We start from the raw sequence: 19,329 nt of genomic DNA on the forward strand, positions 1-19,329 counted from the left end.
CTAGCCCTCACAATTGCTGAGCGCCCCGAGCCCGCCCTCCAACTGCCGAAACCCCAGCTCGGCAGCGTCTACGGCGTCCGGCCACACCTCGTCGGCGCTCTCCCCCGCGGCGATCCGCCGCCAGTTTTCCATGGCGAGAACCCGCTGCACGGCAAGGATCTGCCCGGCTCCGAGCGCCGCCCCGACTCCCTCTCCGAGCGCGCCCGCCAGAATCTTCTCCGACCGCTCCTGATATCCGTAGGCCCGCGCGACCAGCGACGGGGTGCCGTAGAGCAGTCGGTGAAAGGCGAGCACCGCGGGGTGGTCGTTCAGCCCGGTCACCGGGTCGCGCCGCTCGAGCCCGTCGAGAAAGTGCGCCCGCAGCGCGGCGAGCGGGGTCACGCCCTCGCCCCGCCCGGCGACGACGCGCGCGGCCTCGTCCTCGTGATCGGCGAACCGATGGAGGACCAGGTCCTCCTTGGTGGGGAAGTACCGGAAGAGGGTCGGCTTGGAGATCTCGACGGCGGCCGCGACCTCGGCGACGGACACCTTGTCGAACCCCTTCTCCAGAAACAGCCCGATGGCCGCCTCGGAGATCGCCTGATACATCCGCCGCTTCTTCCGCTCACGGAGGCCCATCCCACCGGTGTCGCCACTCATAGGGCGAAGGGTACGCAGAGCCGGCGAGCCCGCCTCACCGCGCCGGCGTCACGGTCACTGCTGCCGCCAGGGCGGGAACGGAAACGAGCGTCCACAGGTCGTTGAAATGCTTGGTCCACATCACAACGCCCTCCGCACCGTCCGCGCCCTCCCGCAGCGACCGGACAGCCTCAGCGGCCGGTGAGCCAGCGAGCCAGCCCTCCGGCGATCCGGGCGACGGAGGGGACGGACTCCAGACCCAAGGGGACAGCCGCCGCGGACACGATGCCCCGCAGTTTGACGGCCGTGAGCCAGAGCAGCGATCCGTCGCGGGCCGGCGCGGCGCTGAGCTTCGTCGCGGACCTGATCACGTCCGTGTACACCGACTGCGCCCTCTTGAAGTCGATCAGGAGCGGAAGGTCCTTCTCCCAGCCCTGGGAACTTCCCTTCCTGACGTCCTCGACACTTCTGCGCCAAGAGGTGATGACGCCGGATGCCTGCGCCTGCGGGTACCGCATGAGATACAGATGTGTTGCGAGGTCGTACAGGGGATCACCGAACATAGCCAGTTCCCAGTCGATCGCCCACAGCCGCGACGACGGGTCCACGATCAGGTTCTCGCGGTGGAGATCCGCGTGCAGAAGACAGAAGGGCCGCTCCACCAGCCCCAGAACATGCTTCCGCAGGCGCGTGAAGGCTTCACCGTCCAGACCCAGGTGACCGAAGAGTCCGCCGAACCTCTCCAGGTTCTTTTCGTATACCTGTTTTTCGGTGAACCTGATCAGCCGCTCCAGGAATTCAGCGGAGTCCCCCTCCGGCGCCTGGTCCTCTTTTGTGCACTTTCTGGCAATGGAGAGCGAATCGGGTCGCACCTCGGCCATTTCGCGAAACAGGGCGCCCAGCTGTCCGCTCAGGTCCGGGGGCGCGGGCTCCCCCCTTTTCTCGAGGGACCCGAGCGTGCTGCCCTCGATGAACTGCTGCAGCCTGGCACCTTCGACCTCGACGACCTCGGGAATGCGTGAGACGCGCCCTGCCAGTGCGCCGAGCAGGGCTTCCTCCGATTCGAAGCACCGGCGGTCGAACCAGAAGAGGCCGCTGCGAGGCTCCCGGCACTTCCACCGACCGGTCCGGGACAGGTCACCCGTACACAGAAAAGGGAGGACATATGTTTCATGGTGGTGACCCTTGAGCGGACCTTCGATTGACTGTTCGCCACCACTCAATGCGACAGCCCGTTGCCAGGCTGTCGTGGTCGGGTCGGTCGCCATCGCCCATTCTTTCGCCAGGAGTAGCACCAGCGTTATTGAAGAGGAGGAGTACGGTACTCCGCCAGGCGGCAGCATCCCAGAACCCACTCACGTGCCGCTCGCACCGTCCGGGTGAGCCGTGCGTGGCAGACCGGCCGAATGAGGATCCGGCAGGACTCCGAGGGCGAGAGCCCGAACGCGTCAGCCCCGCTCCCGCAGCACTCCCAGCAGCGGTTCCAAGGACGGCACCACCACCTCCGCTCCCGCCTCCCTCAGCACCTTCGCCTTGCGTTCAATACCTGCGTAACCGAGGAACGCGATGCCGGCCGCGGTCGCCGCTTCGAAGTCCGACGGGGTGTCACCGATCATCAGGGACGTTTCGGGAGGCGCGCCCAGGGCGCCGAGGGCGCGTTGTATGCAGTGCGGGTGGGGCTTCAGAAGGTGGAGGTCCTGGGTTCGGCCGTAGATGTGCGGGGCGAAGCAGCCGGCGAGGCCGCGCGTGGCCAGGTAGCGGGACGCCACCGCCGGGGAGTTGTTCGTCGTGACGGCCAGGTGGGCGCCCATCGCAAACCATGTCCTGATCAGCGGGTCGGCGTACTGCGTGGGCCACGCCGAGGCCACCGCCGTGAGCTCCTGCTGGGTGAGTCGCTCTTCCAGCTCGACGACCAGGTCGCTGCCGGGGCGCCGGCGGTCGACGGCGCGCAGGACGGCGTGTGGGTCCGGTTCCGCGCGCTCCTCCTCGGTGAGCAGACCGTGCAGCCCGCGCTCCTCGAGCCACCGCACCTGTTCGACGGCCACCCGCTCCGCCGAGTGCCCCGCGAAGAGCCGGCAGATCGGCCCGTCGAAGTCGAAGAGCACGAAACGCGCCCTTGTGATCAGTTCACGCAGTGATTCCGTCGCTTCAGCCACCGGAACAGTCTGCTTCGTTGCATCAGAAGTCACTAGGAGAGTGTCAGGTCCGTGGTGATGGTTTCCCAGAGGGCGTCGAACCACTTCTGCGATTCCTCCACGAACGCCGTGTCCCGCTGCCCGGCCCGCTTCTCGAACGAGAACAGCAGCGACTCCGTGCCGAGCGTGTCGTACATGTCGAGCGTGCCGCTCTCGATCTCCTCCTCGCGCCGCGTGACCAGGTAGTACGAGAGGAGCGCCTCATTCCCGTTGAGCAGGTAGAGCTTGATCGGCGGAGTGAAGGGCAGCGCGCGGAACGTGACCCGTACGTCGATACCGTGCGAGGACCGCAGCGAGCGCAGATTGTGGCGCAGGACCTGGCCCTGCGCGTTGCGCTGGTCGAGCCAGCGCTGGTGCACGACGTCACTCTCCCCGGCTCCGGCGTCCTCGACCGATACGGGGAAGGCGAGATTGATGTCCCTGCCAGGCAGCAGGATGCGCACGTCGACCGAGTCGGGGCGCATACGGCCCTCGTGGATGAAGCGCAGCGGCTCGCCGAGCGCCAGCATCAGGGTCTCCGCGGTGAGGCAGACGGCGTCGATCCGCACCTGCGGCGACGCGAACGCCTCGGACAGGCGCGGCGCCAGGCCGACCATCGTGCGCTGCGGTTCGTCGCGGGCCGGGGCCTGCTCGGCGATCCTCGGCGGGCTGCCCTTGCTCACGTTGCTGAGCAGACCGTCCTCCTGGAGGGAGCGCAGGGCCTGCCGTACGGCGCCGCGCTCCACGCCGAACTCCTCGGCCAGCTCCGCCTGCGTCGGCAGCCGCTCGCCCGCGCGCAGCTCACCCGCCTTGATGCGCTCCCGCAGGACGTCGGCGATCTCCTGCGGTGAGGTCCTTCTGCTGCCGTTCACTGCAACGCTCTCCTGGGTCACAACCAAACGCTACAACTAACCATCATTTGGCGGGAGTTGTTGAGGAGTTGTTTATCCACCTTGACCAAGTGGGGACAACTTCATCGTAGTTGGTTACCAACTTGGAGCAAGATGGCCTAAGGAGGAACCACCATGCCCGTCCTCACCTTTTTCTCCGCCGTATTCGTGATCACTTTCGAGCAGCTGGTCCAGTGGCGCTACGGTCCCGTCGGGATCACCGGCCTGCTGCTCCTCACGATCGGCGTCAAGGAGAAGAGCCCCACCTGCAGCTCCGTCGGCGCCGTACTCCTGGCTCTGATGCTCGCCGGACCCGCGCTCTGACACAGGCGGGTCCCCGCGCCCTCACGGCGTGAGCGTCAGGTCCGAACTGATCGTGTTCCAGAGGCTGTCGAACCACAGATGAGACTGCTCGACGAACGTCGTCTCCCGCAGCCCCTGTCCCTTTCCCTGCCCCTGCCCCTGTTCGAACGGGAAGAGCATCGACCGCGTGCCCTGCACCCCGTACGTCTCCAGGTGCTCCTGGTCGATCTGCTCGTCCCGCCTCGTCAGTGTGTAGTACGCGAACAGCGCCTCGCCGCCGTTGAGCAGATAGAGCTTGATCGGTGGCGTGAACGGCAGTGCCCTGAACGTGACGTGGACGTCGATCCCGTGCGTGGAGCGCAGGGCGAGGAGGTTGTGGCGCAAGACCTGCCCCTGCGCGTTGCGCTGCGCCAGCCAGTTCCTTTGGAGCCGGGCGTCCGCCGTGCCCACCCGCGTCGGGAACGCGAGGTCGATGTCGCGGCTCGGCAGCAGGACGCGGACGTCGACCTTGGCCGGATTCGAACGGCCGGCGTGGATCTGACGGAGCGGCTCGCCCATCGCGAGCGTCAGCGAGACCGCAGTCAGACAGAGGGCGTCGATCTGGACGTGCCGGGCGCCGAACGCGCCGGTGACCCGTGGGCCGAGCCCCGCCATCGTGGGCTGGGGCGGCGCTCCCGGGCCGGTGAAGTCGGGGCCCGTGTGCCGCGCGACGGTGGCCGGGGCCCCCTTGGACACATCGGCGAGCAGGTGTTCTGAACGCAGGACGCGCAGGGCCTGGCGCACGGCGGCGCGCTCCACGCCGAACTCGTCGGCGAGGCGGGCCTGGGTCGGCAGACGTTCACCCGGCCGCAGCCGGCCCGCCCTGATCCGGGCGCGCAGTTCGTCGGCCACCTGGCGATACGACGCCGGCGGCTCCTGGTGGCCATTGACCGCGGCAGGTTCCGAACCCACGGACGAACCCTACAACTTCCCGCCATCTTTGGGGAGTTGAGGGAAAGGTGGTTATGAGTCGGCGTTGAGCGGAGATAAGTTCAGTGGAGTTGGTTGCCAACTTGAGCCACATGGTCGGACATCCTCAAGGGTTGGCCCGGTTGGTCATCGCTCCCGAACTGAAGGGGGACCAGACATGCCGTTCATCGCCATCGCCGTAGCAGCCCTCGCCATCGGGTTCGAGCAGCTGATCCAGTGGAAGTACGGGCCGATGGGCATCATCGCGTTCGTCGCGCTCTCCATCGGCCTCAAGGCCAAGAACAACCTCATCAGCGGCATCGGGGCCGTGATCCTCGTGATGCTGCTGGCCCAGAGCGGCTGACCGGGCTCCCTTCCGGAGGGGAGCCGGGAGCCCGGTCACGCCACGGCGTCACAGCGCGCCGGAGCACCGCAGCACACCTCAGTGAATGCACCTCACAAGACGCGTCTCAGCACACGCGCCTCAGAAGATGTCCGGGCACCACGGGCGCCTGGACGTACGCAGCAGGGTGTCGGCAACGGCGGCGGCGCCCACCCTCTCCTCCCTGACGCGGCCGAGCGCGGCGAGCCGCACCGCGGACTCGTCGCCCAGCCACAGCGTCCCCAACTCGCTCACGTCCAGCGTGAGTTCGGGTTCCTCCGAGGTCGGTGCGCACACCGCACCCCCGGGCTCCGCGTCCAGCCGGTAGCGGCCCCCGGAGAGGCCGGCCGCGTCGCCGACCTCGAGGACCAGCGATCCGGTCCCCGCGTACGTACGCGCCTCAAGTGCCCTGACGACATCCAGGATCCGCACCCACAGCCAGTCCGCGTGCGTGACGACGCGGGCCGCGCGCGGGTCGGGCAGCAGGTGCGGCAGCAGGTCGTCCGGGGGCCGGTAGCCCGTGCGGACGGTCGCGATCCAGTCGACCGAGCAGACGTAGTGCCACAGGGCACGCTCGGCGGCTGGGGTGACGGCGATCAGGTCGCGCACGGTCGCCGTGTTGTGCGGCTGCTTGGTGTCGCCCCAGTTGTCATCGACGGTATAGACGACCAGGCCCTCGGCCTCGCCGTTCGGCGCGCGGTAGACCGCGTAGAAGGGCTCCTTCCAGGGCTCTTCGGGGGTTTCGAGGAGTCCGGTGTTGCGGCGCCACCAGAACCCGTCGCGGTCCACGGCGCCGGGCCGGCTCGCGCGCAGCCGCTCGTGCAGCTCCGGGCCCGTCTTGCGGACGTCCTCGCCGTCGAGGAGATCGATACGGCCCCCGTCGTCCGGCACCGGCCGGCGCGGGTCGAGACCGGCGCGCGCCACGTCCACCGCCCACTCGGTGAGCGACGTGGCGGGCCCGAAGCCGAACCGGCCGTAGATCGGGTACTCGGCGGCGATGAGCGTCGCGACGATGTCGCCGCGGGTCTTCGCGTCGGCCAGGTCGGCCGCCATCATCCGGCTCAGCAGGCCGCGCCGGCGGTGGGTGGCGCTGACCGTGACGTTCGAGATCGCGTCGGCGGGGACGGCGGCGCCGCCCGGCACGGTGAGCTCCTGCGGGAACGAGCGGAAGGTGGCGACGCAGCGACCGCCGTCGAACGCGCCCAGGACCCGGGAGCCGCGGGACTGCTCTCTGCGCTTTTCGAGGGTTTCCCGCGAGTCGGGGGTACTGCGCAGGAAGCCGGTGTTCAGCGCGCGGGACCAGTCGGCAAACTCGTCATCTGTGATGGTCCGTACGTCGATGTCGTCGCGGGTCATCCCGTCACGCTAGGCGGGGGTCGCGGGGCGGTGCCACCCGATTACCGCGCGCCCCGCCCCCGGTGGCGACAGGGCCTAGAAGACCGCGCGGATCTCCCCCACGACGCCCCCGCCGCCGTGCAGCGGCGCCGAGCCGATGCGGGCCACGACCTCGCCGTCCACGCCCAGCATCCGCAGCGCGCGGGCCAGGACCGGGCCGAGCGCGCGCGTCGCGCCGTCGTCGATCTTGAAGGCGAGCGCCCGTCCGTCCGGGAGCGCCAGGGCCTGGACCGCCTCGGCGCCCATCTTCGACAGGGCGCCCGGCACCTCGCGCATCAGCCACGTGTCGGGGCGGCGCGTACCGGCGACGTACTCGGGGTGCGCGCGCATCGCGTCGGCGACCCGGCGCTCCGCCGAGCCCTCGGGGGCGAGCACGAAGTGCCGGAAGGCGCGGGCGAGGCCGGTGAGGCTGATGGCCATCAGGGGCGCCCCGCAGCCGTCCGTACCGACCGCGGCGACGGGCTCGCCCGCGGCCTCCTCCACGACCTCGTGGATGAGCTTCTGGAGCGGGTGGCCGGGGTCCAGGTAGGAGTCCTTGGGCCAGCCGTTCAGGTCGCAGGCGGCCAGCATCGCCGTGTGCTTGCCGGAGCAGTTCATCGTGACCCGGTCCCGTACGGCGCCCGCCGCCAGGTACGTCTCGGTCTCGACCGGGTCGAGCGGCAGGTCGGGCGGGCACTGGAGCGCGGCCGGGGTCAGCTCGTGCTCGGACAGCATCTTCCGGACGAGATCGCGGTGGAAGGTCTCACCGGAGTGGCTCGCGGCGGCGAGCGCGAGCCGCTCGCCCGACAGGTCGAGGCCCGCGCGCAGCACGCCCGCCGCCTGCATCGGCTTGTTCGACGAGCGAGGGAAGACGGGAGCGGTCACGTCCCCCAGGGCGAGCTCCACGATCCCGTCCGCGGCGAGCACGACCAGGCTGCCTCGGTGATGGCCCTCGACGAAGCCGGAACGGACGACCTCGGCGAGGACCGGGGGTATGGCGGCGGAGGAGGGGGACATCGGTGGCCTTCCGGGGCGGGTCCATGGCGGGCCATGGACAGACCCGCCCCGCAGCGGGCCACCGGGGTCACCGGTGCGGCCGCGTCACGCGAGCAGGTCGTCTACTTGTGCTTCGCCTTCACGGTACCTGCGGGCGATCTCGGCGCTGCAATCGTCGGCCGTCGACTGGAGCAGCTGACGGCGGCGCGAGACCTGCTGCTCGTAGCGCACGAGGCGGCCCATCGCCGTGTGCAGCTCGTCGTCCGTCCGGGCGTCCAGGTCCGACAGCTCGACCTCGGCGAGCATCTCGGCGGCCAGGCCCCGGTACTCCTCGCTGCGGGGTGTGCCGAGGGTTACATGGCGGGCGGAGGAGCGGGGCCCGGCGGCCTTGTCGGTGAGGATCTCCGAGAGCCGGTCCACGACCGGCGCCTCGGGGTCCCTGCGGCGGGCGGTCTCGGCCCGCAGGATGTCGATACGGCCCTGGAGCAGCCGTCGTACGTAGCTCAGGTCGGCCTCGTCCTGCTGGGCGTCGCGGCGCAGTGTGCGCAGCTCGGGAAGCCGGAGCGCGGACAGGTCGTGCCCGGGTGGCTCCGGAAGGTCGGGGCCGGCGACCCGCTGCTTCGGAGGGCGCGCCGTGCTGAGGCGGTTCGTACCGGTGATGCGACTGGCGTGCGTCAACGAAACGGGGGCCCCTGGAGGCTGCCCGATGCTCGATGTGTGGCTCATTGCGTCCCTACCGTCCCCTCGACCGGACCGACGCGGTGCACCGCGTGGGAGCAATCGTGCCACTCCGAGTGGCCGCTCTGTGCACGAGTGCCCCTAATCCGCCCCGGATGGGCGGTTCGGGCGCACGGCATGATGGTTCGTATGCGTGCAGTGGTGCAGAGAGTGGACGGCGCGAGCGTCGTCGTGGAAGACGAAGTCGTGGGCGAGATCAAGGGCGAGGGGCTGTGCGTCCTCGTGGGGGTCACCCACGAGGACACCAAGGAGAAGGCGGCCCAACTGGCCCGCAAACTCTGGTCCGTACGGATGCTCGCCGACGAGAAGTCGTGCAGCGACATCGACGCCCCGCTCCTGGTGATCAGCCAGTTCACGCTCTACGGGGATGCCCGTAAGGGCCGCCGCCCCACCTGGAACGCGGCGGCGCCCGGACCGGTGGCCGAGCCGCTGGTCGACGAGGTCGTGGCGCAGCTGCGAGCCCTTGGGGCGACCGTGGCGACGGGCCGGTTCGGGGCGCAGATGCGGGTGTCCCTGACGAACGACGGCCCGTTCACGGTGCTTCTGGAGATGTAGCCCGACCCCTGAGGCGTGTCAGGGCTCGACGACGACTTCCTGCGCGGCCGCGGTCGTGTCCACGATGAGGTCCGCGTCCACCGGCACGTTCCGCTTCACCAGGGCGAGCGCGATCGGACCGAGTTCGTGGTGGCGTACGGACGTCGTCACGAAGCCCAGCTTGCGGCCCTCGGGGCCGTCGGACGCGAGGCGGACCGGGGCGCCGTGCGGGGGCAGGTGCACATCGCTGCCGTCCAGGTGCAGGAAGACGAGGCGGCGCGGGGGCTTCCCGAGGTTCTGCACGCGGGCGACGGTCTCCTGGCCGCGGTAGCAGCCCTTCTGGAGGTGGACGGCGGTGCCGATCCAGCCGAGCTCGTGCGGGATGGTGCGGTGGTCGGTCTCGAAACCGAGGCGCGGCCGGTGGTTCTCCACGCGGAGCGCCTCGTGGGCGAGGAGACCGATCGCGGGCCCGTTCTGCTCCGCGTACGCCTCCAGGTCGGCGCGCGGCAGGAACACGTCGCGGCCGTACGCCGTCTCGCGCACCGCGACGCCGTCCGGGACCTGCGCGATCGAACCGGCCGGCAGCTGGACGAGGGCGAACTCCTCGGTGCGGTCGGCGACTTCGACCCGGTAGAAGAACTTCATCGACTCCAGGTAGGCGATCAGCGCCTCCTGGGAGCCGGGCTCGACGTGCGCCCACGTGGTGGTGCCGTCGTCGACGATGTACAGGGCGTGCTCGATGTGGCCGTGCGCGGAGAGAACGAGCGCCTCGGTGGCCTGGCCGGCCGGGAGGTCGCTGACGTGCTGCGTGAGGAGCAGGTGCAGCCACGCGAGCCGGTCGTCGCCGGTGACGGTGATGACGCCGCGGTGGGAGAGGTCGACGAGGCCGTTGCCGTCGGCGAGGGTGCGCTGCTCGCGGAACAGGTCGCCGTAGTGCGCGGCGACGCCTTCGTCCACGCCCTCGGCGGGAACGGCGCCGGGCAGGGACAGGAGGGGGCTCTTCATGTTCACAGACACTACGACGAGCACACGGACGCGCTTATTCCTGAGGGGCGGCGGATTCCTTCGGGCCCTTCTGCTCCTTGGCGTCCTGGCCGTCCCGCTCGGAGCAGTCGGCGCAGCGGCCGAAGATCGCGAAGTGCTTGAGATCGGTGTCGAACCCGAAGGTGTCGCGCAGCTTCGCCGTGAACTCGGCGGCGACCTTGACGTCGGCCTCGATCACGTTCGTACAGTCCCGGCACACCAGGTGCAGGTGGTGGTGCCGGTCCGCGAGGTGGTACGTCGGCGCGCCGTGCCCGAGGTGGGCATGGCTGACGAGGTCCAGCTCCTCGAGCAGCTCGAGGGTGCGGTAGACGGTCGAGATGTTGATCCCCGACGCCGTCTTGCGCACTTCGCAGAGGATGTCGTCGGGGGTCGCGTGCTCGAGGGTGTCGACGGCCTCGAGGACCAGCTGACGCTGAGGCGTCAGCCGGTAGCCGCGCTGCCGCAGGTCGCTCTTCCAGTCGGTGCTCACCACATGGCCGAGTGTAGGTCTACTTGCCGGGGACGACTTCTGGACTGCTCGAAGAACGGGAACGGGACTGCCCGACGGGACTACTTGAAGAAGGCGATGCCGTCGTCGGGCAGGTCCGGCAGGTTGCGGGCCATCTCGGCCACGTCGTCCGGGGAGACGACCTTCTTCAGCTGGGCCGACATGTAGGGGCGCAGCTCGACCTCGGGGGTCTGCTTCTCGCCGACCCACATCAGGTCGCTCTTCACATAGCCGTAGAGCCGCTTGCCACCCGTGTACGGGCCCGCGGCCGCGGTGCGCGCGACGGCGTCCGTGACCAGGTCGATCTGCGGCTTCTTGTCGGCGAGCTCGCCGTACCAGACCTCGACGACGCCGTCGTCGCGGACCATGACGACCTCGACCTTGCGGTCCTTGTCGATCCGCCAGTACCCGGACTCGGACTCCAGGGGCTTCACCTTGTTGCCCTCGGAGTCGAGGATCCAGGTGTGCGAGTGGTACTCGAGGAAGTCCCGCCCGTCGTGGGTGAAGGAGGCCTCCTGCCCGAAGTTCGCCTTCTCGGCGCCGGGGAAGTCGGTGACACCCGCGCCCGCCCAGTTGCCGAGGAGGAACACCAGGGGGACGAGGTCGGGGTGCAGGTCGGACGGGATCTCGATCATGGTCTGCGAAAGCGTCTCTCTGGTGGGGGTCAGCGCTGGCCCTGGTACAGCTTCTTCACGGTCAGCCCGGCGAACGCGAGAACGCCGACGCAGACCAGGACGAGCAGAGCGGAGAAGAAGGCCTCAAGCACGGGGTGCTCCTCGGTGAGCGGTGGTCGGTACAGAGCCGGGCCCCACTTTAGACGGGTGGGGCCCGGCTCTCTCGATGAGGTCACCCAAGCGGGGCGCGGGCCGCACCGAGCCTGTGCCCTCGGGCTCTCAGCCCAGGAGCTGGCTCTGCAGGGCGACGGTCTGCTGGAAGGTGATCCGGGGCGGCAGGGCCGCCTTCCCGGACTGGATCACCAGGGCGATGACGTCACCGGCCTCGATGTAGGCGTATCGCACGGCCGTCCTCCCGTACGGCTTCGCCTCCGTGAAGACGTTCCGCTTCGTGTACTGGACGTTGGCCTCCTCCGCCCAGCCGCCGTACTCCTCGTCGGCGTACGGCGCGTCCGCCGGGGAGGCCACGCTGTCCGTCAGGTCGGCGTGGACGATCCGTGTGAAGGCCGCCGAGGTGAAGCGCAGCGCGTAGATCCGTGTGTGCGTTCCGTCGGGCGTGGTCCAGCCGCGGGCCGCGATCTGCCGCAGCCCGTCGTCCTTGAGCTGCTGCCCCAGGTCCTGGCGCGCGTCCTTCTCGTACGCGTCGAGGTACACGGACGTGGGCAGCCACCCGTCCTTCCCGGCCAGCGCCGCGTCCGGCGTGGCGCCCCGCGGCAGGGGCAGCACCAGCTTGCGCAGATCGGCGTAGTGGGTCTCGCTGTCGTTGCCGTCGGCGAAGGGGGCCGGGGAGCCGTCCGGCAGCGGGGGCTTCTCGATCGCCGGATAGGTCCACCGGCCGTCACTCTCGGTGGCCAGGCCCGGCAGGTCGGTGCGCCTCTGCTCCGTGACGCCGTACGCGGTGGCCGCGCCGATCACGCCGAAGACGGCGACGGCGGCGGTCCAGCGCAGGACGGCGCGCAGGACGCGCCGGTCCCTGGGGGCGGGCGGGGCAGCCTCGGCGGGGACGGGACCCGGCTGCTGCGGGGAACCGGCGGCAACGGCGTCCTGCTGCTGCGGGCCCTCGGCCGGCTGCGGCAACTCGGCCTGCCCCAGCATCCCAGCCCGCTGCGGCTCCTCGGCCGACTGCGGCAACCCGGCCTGCGCCTGCATCCCAGCCTGCTGCGGGCCCTCGGCCGGCTGCGGCGACTCGGCCCGCGGCAGCATCCCGGTCTGCTGCGGCTCCTCGGCCGGCTGCGGCGACCCGGCCTGCTGCGGCTCCTCGGCCAACTGCGGCAACCCGGCCTGCGCCGGCATCCCAGCCCGCTGCGGCTCCTCGGCCGGCTGCAGTGTCTCGCTCATACGAGCTGCCCTCCCTGCGACGTCAGACGGTCTAGCTGCTGGGCGAGCAGGCCGGCGACCTCGGTGGTGTTGAGCGGCTTGGGGCCGTAACCGGTGGCGGTGACCAGGACGTCGTCCTCGTACGCGCTGCAAAGGACCATTTCGAGCTTGTCCTTGCGGTCCTTGGGGGCGAGGAAACAGTCGGCGTTGCGATGACCCTTGACCTTCGGCCCCTTGGGGAACACGCCGACCGAGCGCAGAAACTCGCTGCGGAACTCCTTGAGCTGACGCCCGGCTCTGCGGTTCTGCATCTGGGCGAGCTGCATTTCGACGACGAGGGACTTCTGGTTGTCGTCCATCCCGAATCCTATGGAGCCGCTCAGCTGGTAGCTGCGCATGGCCATGCCCCTGACCTTCAGCTTGTCGATGGCCTTGTCCTGCGCCTCGCGCTGGCGGGACGGCAGGTTGCGCGCGCCCTTCTTGAGGCGGGCGGTGGCTTCGCTGCCGGTGAGGGTCTTGTCGTTGCCGTACTCGTCGATGTCCGGGCCCGGCCGGTACGCCTTGGGGACCGGGAGCAGCCGGGCGCTGAGCCCCTGGGCCTTGGCCCGGCCGGGCTTCGCCTGCTTCTGCTCCTTCGGCTTCGCCCACACCGTGGTGGGCGCCGAGCGGTCGGCGGCGTCGACCTTCATGACGGTGAGACCGGTGCCGGACCCGACGGCGAGCACGACGGCGCAGGCCACGGCCACGGCGGGCCAGCGGCGGGCCGCACTCCCCGCGACGGGAGCGGGAACCGGGGCGGCGGGGGCGGGATCCGGGGCGGGCCCGGGGGTGTGCCCGGGTTCGGGCAGCTGTGTGTCCAGGTCGCTCACAGTCGCTCCAACTGGCGCTTCGCGAGAGACATCACGGTCTTCTCGGGGATCGGCCTGGTGTCGTACAGCCGGATGTCCATGACGATGTCGCCACGGGCGGCGAGCGCCCTGGCCTGGTACATCGGGAGGTAGCCGGCCTCGGTGTGCGGCTTGTCGTAGACGTAGACGCGCCCGTTGCCGCTGCCGGTGAGCGGCACCCCCTCGTTGCCCGCCCAGTCGCTGTCACTCATGTAGCTCTGCTGGCCGTCCAGGAACTTGCGCGAGCCGGACTCGGTGTCGTCGCGGAACTGGCTGAGCTGGATCTCGGTCGTGGACTGACCGCGCCGCCAGGCCTCGACCGTGGCCCGGCGGAAGCCGCCTTCGGCGAGCTGCCCGAACATCCAGCGCGGATCGACGTAGCCGTTCGCGAAGTCGTACTGGTTCAGCCAGCCCTGCCGCGCGTCCGAATTCTGCGTCCCGGCGGGCCTGGGCGCGAGGAGCTTGCGCAGATCGCCGTCCTGGGCCCGGGGCGCCACCTCGGGCCCCTCGCCCTTCGCCTGCCCGACCACCGCCAGGGACAGCGGCGGCAGCGCCGTCGGCTCCCGGTCCGCCTGTACGACGTAGCCGGTGCACACGCCCGCGACGGCCCCGAGCAGGGCGGCGCAGGCGATCAGCAGGGTGGTGCGGCCGCGGCGCCGCGGTCTCTCCGGCACCGCGGGCACGGACAGGTCCGGCGCCCCCTGCGGTATTCGTTCGTCATCCAACGGGTCCCCCCACGGAACTCGAAGCGCGGATTCCGTATCCGCGCGCACAGGAGACCCACGGGCAACATCCCTGGTTGTACGGGAGTTGATTACGATTCAGCCATGGCGAACAAGCTCGTGATCAAGGTGACCGCGGGGGCCGATGCCCCCGAACGCTGCTCGCAGGCCTTCACGGTCGCGGCGGTGGCCGTGGCCAGCGGCGTGGAGGTCTCCCTCTGGCTGACCGGCGAGTCGTCGTGGTTCGCGCTGCCGGGCCGCGCCGCCGAGTTCGAGCTGCCGCACGCCGCGCCGCTGCCCGACCTGATCGAGTCGGTCCTGGCGGCCGGGCGGATCACTCTGTGCACGCAGTGCGCGGCCCGCCGTGAGATCACGGAGAAGGACGTCATCGAGGGCGTCCGGATCGCCGGCGCGCAGGTCTTCGTGCAGGAGGCGATGGCGGACGGGACGCAGGCGCTCGTCTATTGACGCGGAGCGGACCTAGGCTTGAAGCATGTACTCGCGGCGTCGTCACCTGTACTTCGCCATGATGGGCCTCTGCATCGGCCTGTTCGTCCTGGCCTGGGCCGTCGTGCGCCTCTGGTCCGTGCCCGCCGCCGTGGCGATGTGCATCGTGTCGATGGTGATTCCGCCCGTCGCCGCGATCGTCGCCAACCGCCGCGGCCCCGACGACCGCTGGTGGGACGACCCCTCCGGCGACGCGAAGTCCGACGAGTGGTGGGACGAGCTGGACGGCAAGAAACGCCCCCAGGACCCGTACGACCATTAGGCCACCCAAGGAGCCCCAGGACCCGTACGACCATTAGGCCACCCAAGGTTCCCTAGGACCTGTAGGGCCCTTAGGAGCCCTGGGCCCCCTAGGAGCCCTGGCCCCGTAAGGCCCCGAGGCGGCCCCTGGGAGCTCTCGGCCCCCTCGGCCCCGTCCCGGCCTGTGTGAAAGCTGGACGCAGCCGGAGCCACCGAAGCCATCGGTAAACCCGAGCAGCAAGCCCGAGACTTCGGTCCCCGGGTAGTTGGCTCCTGCTGGATGTAGACGCGGCTGACGTCGCCCTCGTGGGGCTTGGAGTAACGGTCGTCGGCGGCTGTCTCGAGATCACCGTTGCTGAAATCGTCCTCGCTGATCCAGGACGTGGTGCCCCACGGGTGTAGACCCGGAGCTTTCCGCCCTCCTGCCCGATGATCACCAGGCTGTGGCCGTGGCGGTTGCCGTCCTCGTCGACGCGCGTGATGTTGATGGGCACGGGCTTGCGCTCGGCGACGGACTTCTCGATGTCGGGCAGAACGCCGCGCCGGTCATCGGCGCTGTCCATCCCTTGCGTGTCGTACTTGTCACCGACGTGAGGGCCGAGCTCCTTGTCGGAGACGAGTCAGGTCCCAGCCTGTCAGGAAAATTAGCAGAGCAGCGCCATGTACACGCCCGTCAGTACAGGCTCCGCACAAAGCCGAGGGACCGCACCCCGATTCCGTAGGCGTCCAACCCCCGGAGGTGCGGCCCCTCGGCCGTATCTGCGCCGCCGTCACACGGCGAGCCGTGTCAGACGGCGATGGCGACCTCGGAGAGACCACCGGTCTGGGCGACGACCGTACGGTCCGCCGAGCCGCCGGGGACCAGGGCGCGCAGCGTCCACGTGCCCTCGGCCGCGTAGAAACGGAACTGTCCCGTCGCCGAGGTGGGGACCTCGGCCGTGAACTCGCCGGTCGAGTCCAGCAGGCGCACGTAACCGGTGACGGGCTCGCCGTCGCGGGTCACCTGGCCCTGGATGGTGGTCTCACCGGGCTTGATCGTCGAGGCGTCGGGGCCGCCGGCCTTCGCTCCACACATGTGCTTCTCCAAAAAGGTCGGTCAGGTCTGTCAGGGGGGTCGGGCGGGGTTACTTGTTGGCGCCGAGCTCGATCGGCACGCCGACGAGCGAGCCGTACTCGGTCCACGAGCCGTCGTAGTTCTTGACGTTGGCCTGGCCGAGCAGCTCGTGCAGGACGAACCACGTCAGGGCCGAGCGCTCACCGATGCGGCAGTACGCGATGGTGTCCTTGGCCAGGTCGACCTGCTCGTCCTCGTAGAGGGCCTTGAGCTCGTCGTCCGACTTGAACGTGCCGTCGTCGTTGGCGTTCTTCGACCACGGGATGTTGCGCGCGGACGGGACGTGGCCCGGACGCTGCGACTGCTCCTGCGGGAGGTGCGCCGGGGCGAGGAGCTTGCCGGAGAACTCGTCGGGCGAGCGCACGTCGACGAGGTTCAGGCTGCCGATCGCGGCGACGACGTCGTCACGGAAGGCGCGGATCGAGGTGTCCTGGGCCTTGGCCTTGTACTCCGTGGCGGGGCGCCGGACGATCTCGGCGACGAGGTCGCGCGAGTCGAGCTCCCACTTCTTGCGGCCGCCGTCGAGCAGCTTGACGCTGTCGTGGCCGTAGAGCTTGAAGTACCAGTAGGCGTAGGACGCGAACCAGTTGTTGTTGCCGCCGTAGAGGACGACCGTGTCGTCGTTGGCGATGCCGCGCGAGGACAGAAGCTTCTCGAAGCCGGCCTGGTCGATGAAGTCGCGGCGGACCGGGTCCTGGAGGTCCTGCTGCCAGTCGACCTTGATGGCGTTCTTGATGTGGTTCTTGTCGTACGCCGAAGCGTCCTCGTCGACCTCGACGATGACGACCTTCGGGTTGTCGAGGTTCGCCTCGACCCAGTCGGCGTCTACCAGGACGTCGCTGCGGCTCATGTTTTTCTCCTCCGGGGCAGTTGCGGCGGGGTGCGGGAGTGCGGGTGCGGTGCGGGCACGGTCCCTGCATGCAGACAGGGACGGCATTCGGCGCGCGCGGGGGGAGGCCTCAAAGGGGCCTGAGGAAGCGGGAGTTGCCGTCCCGCTCAGGCGGTGCGACAGAGCATGGCGGCGACGCGGCACAGGTCTACTGCCCGCCGCTTCGTGAGATCCGCCTGTCGCTTCATGCCACCGATCGTAGGTACGCACGGGCGGCCGTGTCACCGGCGTGTCGCATTCTGAGACGCGATCGTCCACGATGCGAGATGGGTGTGGCCCCGGAGCCGCTCACCCCGGGCTCCGGGGCCGCTGCGGCTCCGACGGTCACTGCTGTGCGGACGGCGTCGTCTCGCAGTGCGGACGCGCCGTTTCCCGGTGGCTACCCGACGAGGTCGAGTTTCGAACCCTTCACCGAGATCTCGACGCCGTCCTTGACCGCCTCGACCCGGTCCAGCTCGATCCCGGCCGGCAGGTCGTCGATCGCCTGCTGGAAGTCGGTGACGGCGCGGATCCGGCCCTCGGCCAGGTCGAGCGCGCCGGCCTTGGGCAGGCTGTCGGCACGCGCCGAGACCTTGCCGTCGGTGACCTTGACCGAGCTGAGGACGGTGGGGTGCAGGGTGCCCACCGGCGTGTGCACGGTGATCGCGACCTTGACCTTGTCGCCGCCGCCGTAGGAGAGGCCCTCGATCTGGGCCGTCATGCCGGGGGCGACCTGGGCGGCGTCCTGCTTCTTGACGGCCTTGAGCAGCTCGGCGTAGGAGATGCGGGCGGTGCCGGTGGCCGAGTCGGCGGTGGCGGAGCTGAAGCTGCTGTTGAACCGAACGTCGTGCATCTCGGCGTGCAGATCGGCGATCCGGATCGACTCGCCGCCGCTCTTCGCGTCGTAGTCCTTGATGCCGATCTCCACGTCGTCCAGGGTGCCGCCCGCGGCCTGGGTCAGGAACGGGAAGCCGTTGATGGACACGTCGGGCGTGCTGGCCAGGCCCTCGCTGGTGCGCACGCGGTCGGCCGCCTCGCCCTCCGCGTAGTTCACCGCGACCCGGTCGGCGATGACGAACAGGCCGCCCAGGATCACGACGACGATCAGAAGTATCCGCAGAGCACGCATGGCCCGGTGTTTCCCCCCACCTGGACGACAGTTCCTGATCGCGAGAGTACGGGCCGGACCCCCGCGAAGGGGGCCCGGCCCGATTCTTGTCGATCAGCTGTGACAGGCCGTGTGCCCGCCGGACGCTCAGCCCACGACCCGCCCGAGCAGATAGACGGCCGGGGCCGCGGCGGCCAGCGGCAGGGCCACGCCCGCCGTCATGTGCACGAAGCGGGACGGATAGTCGTAACTCGCGACGCGGTGGCCGATCAGCGCGCAGACACCGGCGCCGAAGCCGAGGAGCGCACCCTTGGATCCCATGTCGGTCATGCCGCCGGCGGCGATGCCGGCGCCCGCGGCGGCCAGCAGCGCGACGGCCACGGAGGCGGGCGTCGGCAGCGGGAGCGCCCGCGCGAGGACGGCGACGGCGACGGCCACGGCGCCGACGGTCACGGCGCCCGGGTCGGCCGCGAGGTGTCCGGTCGCGACGATGGCGAGCGCCGCGGAGGCGACCGTCGCCATCAGGCCGTACATGCGCTCGTCCGGGGCCGCGTGGCTGCGGAGCTGGAGGACGAGGGTGAGCAGGACCCACACACCGAGGGTGCCGAGGATCGCGGCGGGCGCGTTCTCCCGGCCGGTGACGAGCAGCGCGGCGTCGGCGGCGAGGCCGCCCGCGAAGGCGAGCGCGATGCCCTGCCGGGCGGGCCACATGCCGTTGAGCCGGAACCAGCCGGCGGCCGTGACGGCCTGGAGCAGCACGAGCGGCACGAGCAGCGCGTACTGGCCCACCGCGGCGCCGCCCGCGAGCAGCAGCCCGAGCAGCGCGGTCAGCGCGGCGGGCTGCATCCCCGGCTCTATGATCGGCGACCGCCCCTCCGCACGGGCGCGCTGCGCGTCGGTGACGCGGGCGTTGCCGGTGACGGTGGCGGGCCCGTAACCGGCGGCCTCCGGCTCGGCCACGGGCAGCGACTGGGCCGCCGCCACCGTCCCGAAGACCTGCGTCTGCTGATCGGCACCGGGCGCCCCGGGCGCCTGGCCGTACGCGGCGTGCGCGGGCGGCGGAGTCCGGCCACCGGGCGTCTGGACCGCGGGCCCCTGCCCGTACGGATCCTGCCCGTAGCCGTAAGCCTGCTGGTCACCGCCGTAGGCGTGCTGCTCAGCGCCGTACGCCTGCTGGGCGCCGTAAGCGTGCTGCTCACCGCCGGTCTGGCTCACCGGACCCTGCCCGTACGCGGCCTGGCCGTACTCGGCCTGCCCGTATGCGGCCCGGCCGGGCTCGAATCCCTGGGGCGGCGGATACGTCGACTGGGCCTGGGTGTCCCAGGTCCGGCCCTGCCAGCGCTGGGTCTGCTGGGGCGGCTGCTGCTGCCCGTACTCGTCTTCGTACGGCTCGTCACTCATCGC

At 70.3% G+C, this 19,329-nt stretch carries 24 protein-coding genes; 5 read left to right on the plus strand and 19 right to left on the minus strand.

Features of this window, described 5'->3' with window-relative positions; genetic code table 11:
• The 4 genes from ACY0PA_RS20475 to ACY0PA_RS20490 form a co-directional block, all read right to left on the minus strand.
• Complete coding sequence (locus ACY0PA_RS20475) at window positions 1-639, minus strand: TetR family transcriptional regulator (protein ID WP_473085974.1); 639 nt, start codon at window positions 637-639, stop codon at window positions 1-3.
• A 170-nt stretch (window positions 640-809) separates the two neighbouring features.
• Window positions 810-1,886, minus strand: a complete 1,077-nt coding sequence (locus tag ACY0PA_RS20480; protein WP_473085975.1) for a phosphotransferase — start codon at window positions 1,884-1,886, stop codon at window positions 810-812.
• A gap of 180 nt (window positions 1,887-2,066) precedes the next feature.
• The gene (locus tag ACY0PA_RS20485; protein WP_473085976.1) at window positions 2,067-2,858 is read right to left on the minus strand and encodes an HAD family hydrolase; all 792 of its coding nucleotides are present in this window, start codon (window positions 2,856-2,858) and stop codon (window positions 2,067-2,069) included.
• Window positions 2,807-3,691: a GntR family transcriptional regulator gene (locus tag ACY0PA_RS20490; protein ID WP_473085977.1), complete on the minus strand. Its 885-nt coding sequence runs from the start codon at window positions 3,689-3,691 to the stop codon at window positions 2,807-2,809. Before ACY0PA_RS20490 ends, ACY0PA_RS20485 begins: the two co-directional genes overlap by 52 nt.
• Window positions 3,692-3,817: 126 nt before the next feature.
• Between ACY0PA_RS20490 and ACY0PA_RS20495 the strand changes: the two genes are divergently transcribed.
• On the plus strand, window positions 3,818-4,006 hold the full coding sequence (locus ACY0PA_RS20495; RefSeq protein WP_473085978.1) for a hypothetical protein: 189 nt from the start codon (window positions 3,818-3,820) through the stop codon (window positions 4,004-4,006).
• Between the two features lie 21 nt (window positions 4,007-4,027).
• Here ACY0PA_RS20495 and ACY0PA_RS20500 read toward each other — a convergent pair whose 3' ends face one another.
• Window positions 4,028-4,936, minus strand: coding sequence for a winged helix-turn-helix domain-containing protein (locus tag ACY0PA_RS20500; protein ID WP_473085979.1), 909 nt, complete (start codon window positions 4,934-4,936; stop codon window positions 4,028-4,030).
• A gap of 175 nt (window positions 4,937-5,111) precedes the next feature.
• Here ACY0PA_RS20500 and ACY0PA_RS20505 point away from each other — a divergent pair, with 175 nt between their 5' ends.
• Window positions 5,112-5,297 carry a hypothetical protein gene (locus ACY0PA_RS20505; RefSeq protein ID WP_100595631.1) on the plus strand — a complete coding sequence of 62 codons (186 nt, stop codon included), beginning with the start codon at window positions 5,112-5,114 and terminating at the stop codon, window positions 5,295-5,297.
• A 120-nt stretch (window positions 5,298-5,417) separates the two neighbouring features.
• Here ACY0PA_RS20505 and ACY0PA_RS20510 read toward each other — a convergent pair whose 3' ends face one another.
• From ACY0PA_RS20510 to ACY0PA_RS20520, 3 genes are all read right to left on the minus strand, one after another.
• Window positions 5,418-6,671: a GNAT family N-acetyltransferase gene (locus ACY0PA_RS20510; RefSeq protein ID WP_473085980.1), complete on the minus strand. Its 1,254-nt coding sequence runs from the start codon at window positions 6,669-6,671 to the stop codon at window positions 5,418-5,420.
• Window positions 6,672-6,746: 75 nt separating this feature from the next.
• Complete coding sequence (locus tag ACY0PA_RS20515) at window positions 6,747-7,706, minus strand: asparaginase (protein WP_473085981.1); 960 nt, start codon at window positions 7,704-7,706, stop codon at window positions 6,747-6,749.
• An 84-nt stretch (window positions 7,707-7,790) separates the two neighbouring features.
• Window positions 7,791-8,411 (minus strand): RsiG family protein, encoded by a 621-nt coding sequence (locus tag ACY0PA_RS20520; protein WP_473085982.1) that lies wholly within the window; start codon window positions 8,409-8,411, stop codon window positions 7,791-7,793.
• A 141-nt stretch (window positions 8,412-8,552) separates the two neighbouring features.
• Between ACY0PA_RS20520 and dtd the strand changes: the two genes are divergently transcribed.
• Window positions 8,553-8,978 (plus strand): D-aminoacyl-tRNA deacylase, encoded by a 426-nt coding sequence (gene dtd / locus ACY0PA_RS20525; RefSeq protein WP_326775119.1) that lies wholly within the window; start codon window positions 8,553-8,555, stop codon window positions 8,976-8,978.
• 18 nt (window positions 8,979-8,996) lie between these two features.
• Here the strand turns inward: dtd and ygfZ are convergent, their stop codons facing one another.
• From ygfZ to ACY0PA_RS20555, 6 genes are all read right to left on the minus strand, one after another.
• Entirely contained in the window at window positions 8,997-9,962 is a 966-nt protein-coding gene (gene ygfZ / locus ACY0PA_RS20530) for a CAF17-like 4Fe-4S cluster assembly/insertion protein YgfZ (protein WP_473085983.1), read from the minus strand.
• A 34-nt stretch (window positions 9,963-9,996) separates the two neighbouring features.
• Window positions 9,997-10,473 carry a Fur family transcriptional regulator gene (locus ACY0PA_RS20535; RefSeq protein WP_473085984.1) on the minus strand — a complete coding sequence of 159 codons (477 nt, stop codon included), beginning with the start codon at window positions 10,471-10,473 and terminating at the stop codon, window positions 9,997-9,999.
• A gap of 77 nt (window positions 10,474-10,550) precedes the next feature.
• Window positions 10,551-11,123, minus strand: coding sequence for a heme-binding beta-barrel domain-containing protein (locus ACY0PA_RS20540; RefSeq protein WP_266671960.1), 573 nt, complete (start codon window positions 11,121-11,123; stop codon window positions 10,551-10,553).
• Window positions 11,124-11,381: 258 nt separating this feature from the next.
• Entirely contained in the window at window positions 11,382-12,500 is a 1,119-nt protein-coding gene (locus ACY0PA_RS20545) for a hypothetical protein (protein ID WP_473085985.1), read from the minus strand.
• Complete coding sequence (locus ACY0PA_RS20550; protein WP_473085986.1) at window positions 12,497-13,348, minus strand: hypothetical protein; 852 nt, start codon at window positions 13,346-13,348, stop codon at window positions 12,497-12,499. Before ACY0PA_RS20550 ends, ACY0PA_RS20545 begins: the two co-directional genes overlap by 4 nt.
• Complete coding sequence (locus ACY0PA_RS20555) at window positions 13,345-14,091, minus strand: hypothetical protein (RefSeq protein ID WP_473085987.1); 747 nt, start codon at window positions 14,089-14,091, stop codon at window positions 13,345-13,347. The genes ACY0PA_RS20550 and ACY0PA_RS20555 overlap by 4 nt, the downstream gene beginning before the upstream one ends.
• Before the next feature lie 102 nt (window positions 14,092-14,193).
• On the opposite strand from ACY0PA_RS20555, the gene ACY0PA_RS20560 reads away from it, so the two are divergent.
• Both ACY0PA_RS20560 and ACY0PA_RS20565 read left to right on the plus strand, forming a co-directional pair.
• The gene (locus ACY0PA_RS20560; RefSeq protein ID WP_473085988.1) at window positions 14,194-14,556 is read left to right on the plus strand and encodes a DsrE family protein; all 363 of its coding nucleotides are present in this window, start codon (window positions 14,194-14,196) and stop codon (window positions 14,554-14,556) included.
• A 25-nt stretch (window positions 14,557-14,581) separates the two neighbouring features.
• Complete coding sequence (locus tag ACY0PA_RS20565) at window positions 14,582-14,857, plus strand: DUF3099 domain-containing protein (RefSeq protein ID WP_473085989.1); 276 nt, start codon at window positions 14,582-14,584, stop codon at window positions 14,855-14,857.
• Between the two features lie 765 nt (window positions 14,858-15,622).
• Here the strand turns inward: ACY0PA_RS20565 and ACY0PA_RS20570 are convergent.
• The 5 genes from ACY0PA_RS20570 to ACY0PA_RS20590 form a co-directional block, all read right to left on the minus strand.
• Window positions 15,623-15,910, minus strand: coding sequence for a DUF1416 domain-containing protein (locus ACY0PA_RS20570; protein WP_100595620.1), 288 nt, complete (start codon window positions 15,908-15,910; stop codon window positions 15,623-15,625).
• Window positions 15,911-15,959: 49 nt separating this feature from the next.
• The gene (locus ACY0PA_RS20575) at window positions 15,960-16,799 is read right to left on the minus strand and encodes a sulfurtransferase (protein WP_473085990.1); all 840 of its coding nucleotides are present in this window, start codon (window positions 16,797-16,799) and stop codon (window positions 15,960-15,962) included.
• 146 nt (window positions 16,800-16,945) lie between these two features.
• Entirely contained in the window at window positions 16,946-17,026 is an 81-nt protein-coding gene (locus ACY0PA_RS20580) for a putative leader peptide (protein WP_351257108.1), read from the minus strand.
• Window positions 17,027-17,217: 191 nt separating this feature from the next.
• Window positions 17,218-17,946: an LmeA family phospholipid-binding protein gene (locus ACY0PA_RS20585; protein WP_473085991.1), complete on the minus strand. Its 729-nt coding sequence runs from the start codon at window positions 17,944-17,946 to the stop codon at window positions 17,218-17,220.
• 126 nt (window positions 17,947-18,072) lie between these two features.
• Complete coding sequence (locus ACY0PA_RS20590) at window positions 18,073-19,326, minus strand: hypothetical protein (protein ID WP_473085992.1); 1,254 nt, start codon at window positions 19,324-19,326, stop codon at window positions 18,073-18,075.
• Window positions 19,327-19,329: the final 3 nt, after the last annotated feature.

This window comes from Streptomyces sp. DS1-CR2 (assembly GCF_055760475.1).

What these genes read in the sequence shown, in the direction of transcription:
- ACY0PA_RS20515 (WP_473085981.1), bottom strand. Translation starts at nt 7,706, where the DNA reads ATGTCCCCCTCCTCCGCCGCCATACCCCCGGTCCTCGCCGAGGTCGTC.
- ACY0PA_RS20565 (WP_473085989.1), top strand. Translation starts at nt 14,582, where the DNA reads ATGTACTCGCGGCGTCGTCACCTGTACTTCGCCATGATGGGCCTCTGC.
- ygfZ (WP_473085983.1), bottom strand. Translation starts at nt 9,962, where the DNA reads ATGAAGAGCCCCCTCCTGTCCCTGCCCGGCGCCGTTCCCGCCGAGGGC.
- ACY0PA_RS20545 (WP_473085985.1), bottom strand. Translation starts at nt 12,500, where the DNA reads ATGAGCGAGACACTGCAGCCGGCCGAGGAGCCGCAGCGGGCTGGGATG.
- dtd (WP_326775119.1), top strand. Translation starts at nt 8,553, where the DNA reads ATGCGTGCAGTGGTGCAGAGAGTGGACGGCGCGAGCGTCGTCGTGGAA.
- ACY0PA_RS20575 (WP_473085990.1), bottom strand. Translation starts at nt 16,799, where the DNA reads ATGAGCCGCAGCGACGTCCTGGTAGACGCCGACTGGGTCGAGGCGAAC.
- ACY0PA_RS20580 (WP_351257108.1), bottom strand. Translation starts at nt 17,026, where the DNA reads ATGAAGCGACAGGCGGATCTCACGAAGCGGCGGGCAGTAGACCTGTGC.
- ACY0PA_RS20570 (WP_100595620.1), bottom strand. Translation starts at nt 15,910, where the DNA reads ATGTGTGGAGCGAAGGCCGGCGGCCCCGACGCCTCGACGATCAAGCCC.
- ACY0PA_RS20505 (WP_100595631.1), top strand. Translation starts at nt 5,112, where the DNA reads ATGCCGTTCATCGCCATCGCCGTAGCAGCCCTCGCCATCGGGTTCGAG.
- ACY0PA_RS20480 (WP_473085975.1), bottom strand. Translation starts at nt 1,886, where the DNA reads ATGGCGACCGACCCGACCACGACAGCCTGGCAACGGGCTGTCGCATTG.
- ACY0PA_RS20510 (WP_473085980.1), bottom strand. Translation starts at nt 6,671, where the DNA reads ATGACCCGCGACGACATCGACGTACGGACCATCACAGATGACGAGTTT.
- ACY0PA_RS20560 (WP_473085988.1), top strand. Translation starts at nt 14,194, where the DNA reads ATGGCGAACAAGCTCGTGATCAAGGTGACCGCGGGGGCCGATGCCCCC.
- ACY0PA_RS20475 (WP_473085974.1), bottom strand. Translation starts at nt 639, where the DNA reads ATGAGTGGCGACACCGGTGGGATGGGCCTCCGTGAGCGGAAGAAGCGG.
- ACY0PA_RS20540 (WP_266671960.1), bottom strand. Translation starts at nt 11,123, where the DNA reads ATGATCGAGATCCCGTCCGACCTGCACCCCGACCTCGTCCCCCTGGTG.
- ACY0PA_RS20585 (WP_473085991.1), bottom strand. Translation starts at nt 17,946, where the DNA reads ATGCGTGCTCTGCGGATACTTCTGATCGTCGTCGTGATCCTGGGCGGC.
- ACY0PA_RS20520 (WP_473085982.1), bottom strand. Translation starts at nt 8,411, where the DNA reads ATGAGCCACACATCGAGCATCGGGCAGCCTCCAGGGGCCCCCGTTTCG.
- ACY0PA_RS20495 (WP_473085978.1), top strand. Translation starts at nt 3,818, where the DNA reads ATGCCCGTCCTCACCTTTTTCTCCGCCGTATTCGTGATCACTTTCGAG.
- ACY0PA_RS20590 (WP_473085992.1), bottom strand. Translation starts at nt 19,326, where the DNA reads ATGAGTGACGAGCCGTACGAAGACGAGTACGGGCAGCAGCAGCCGCCC.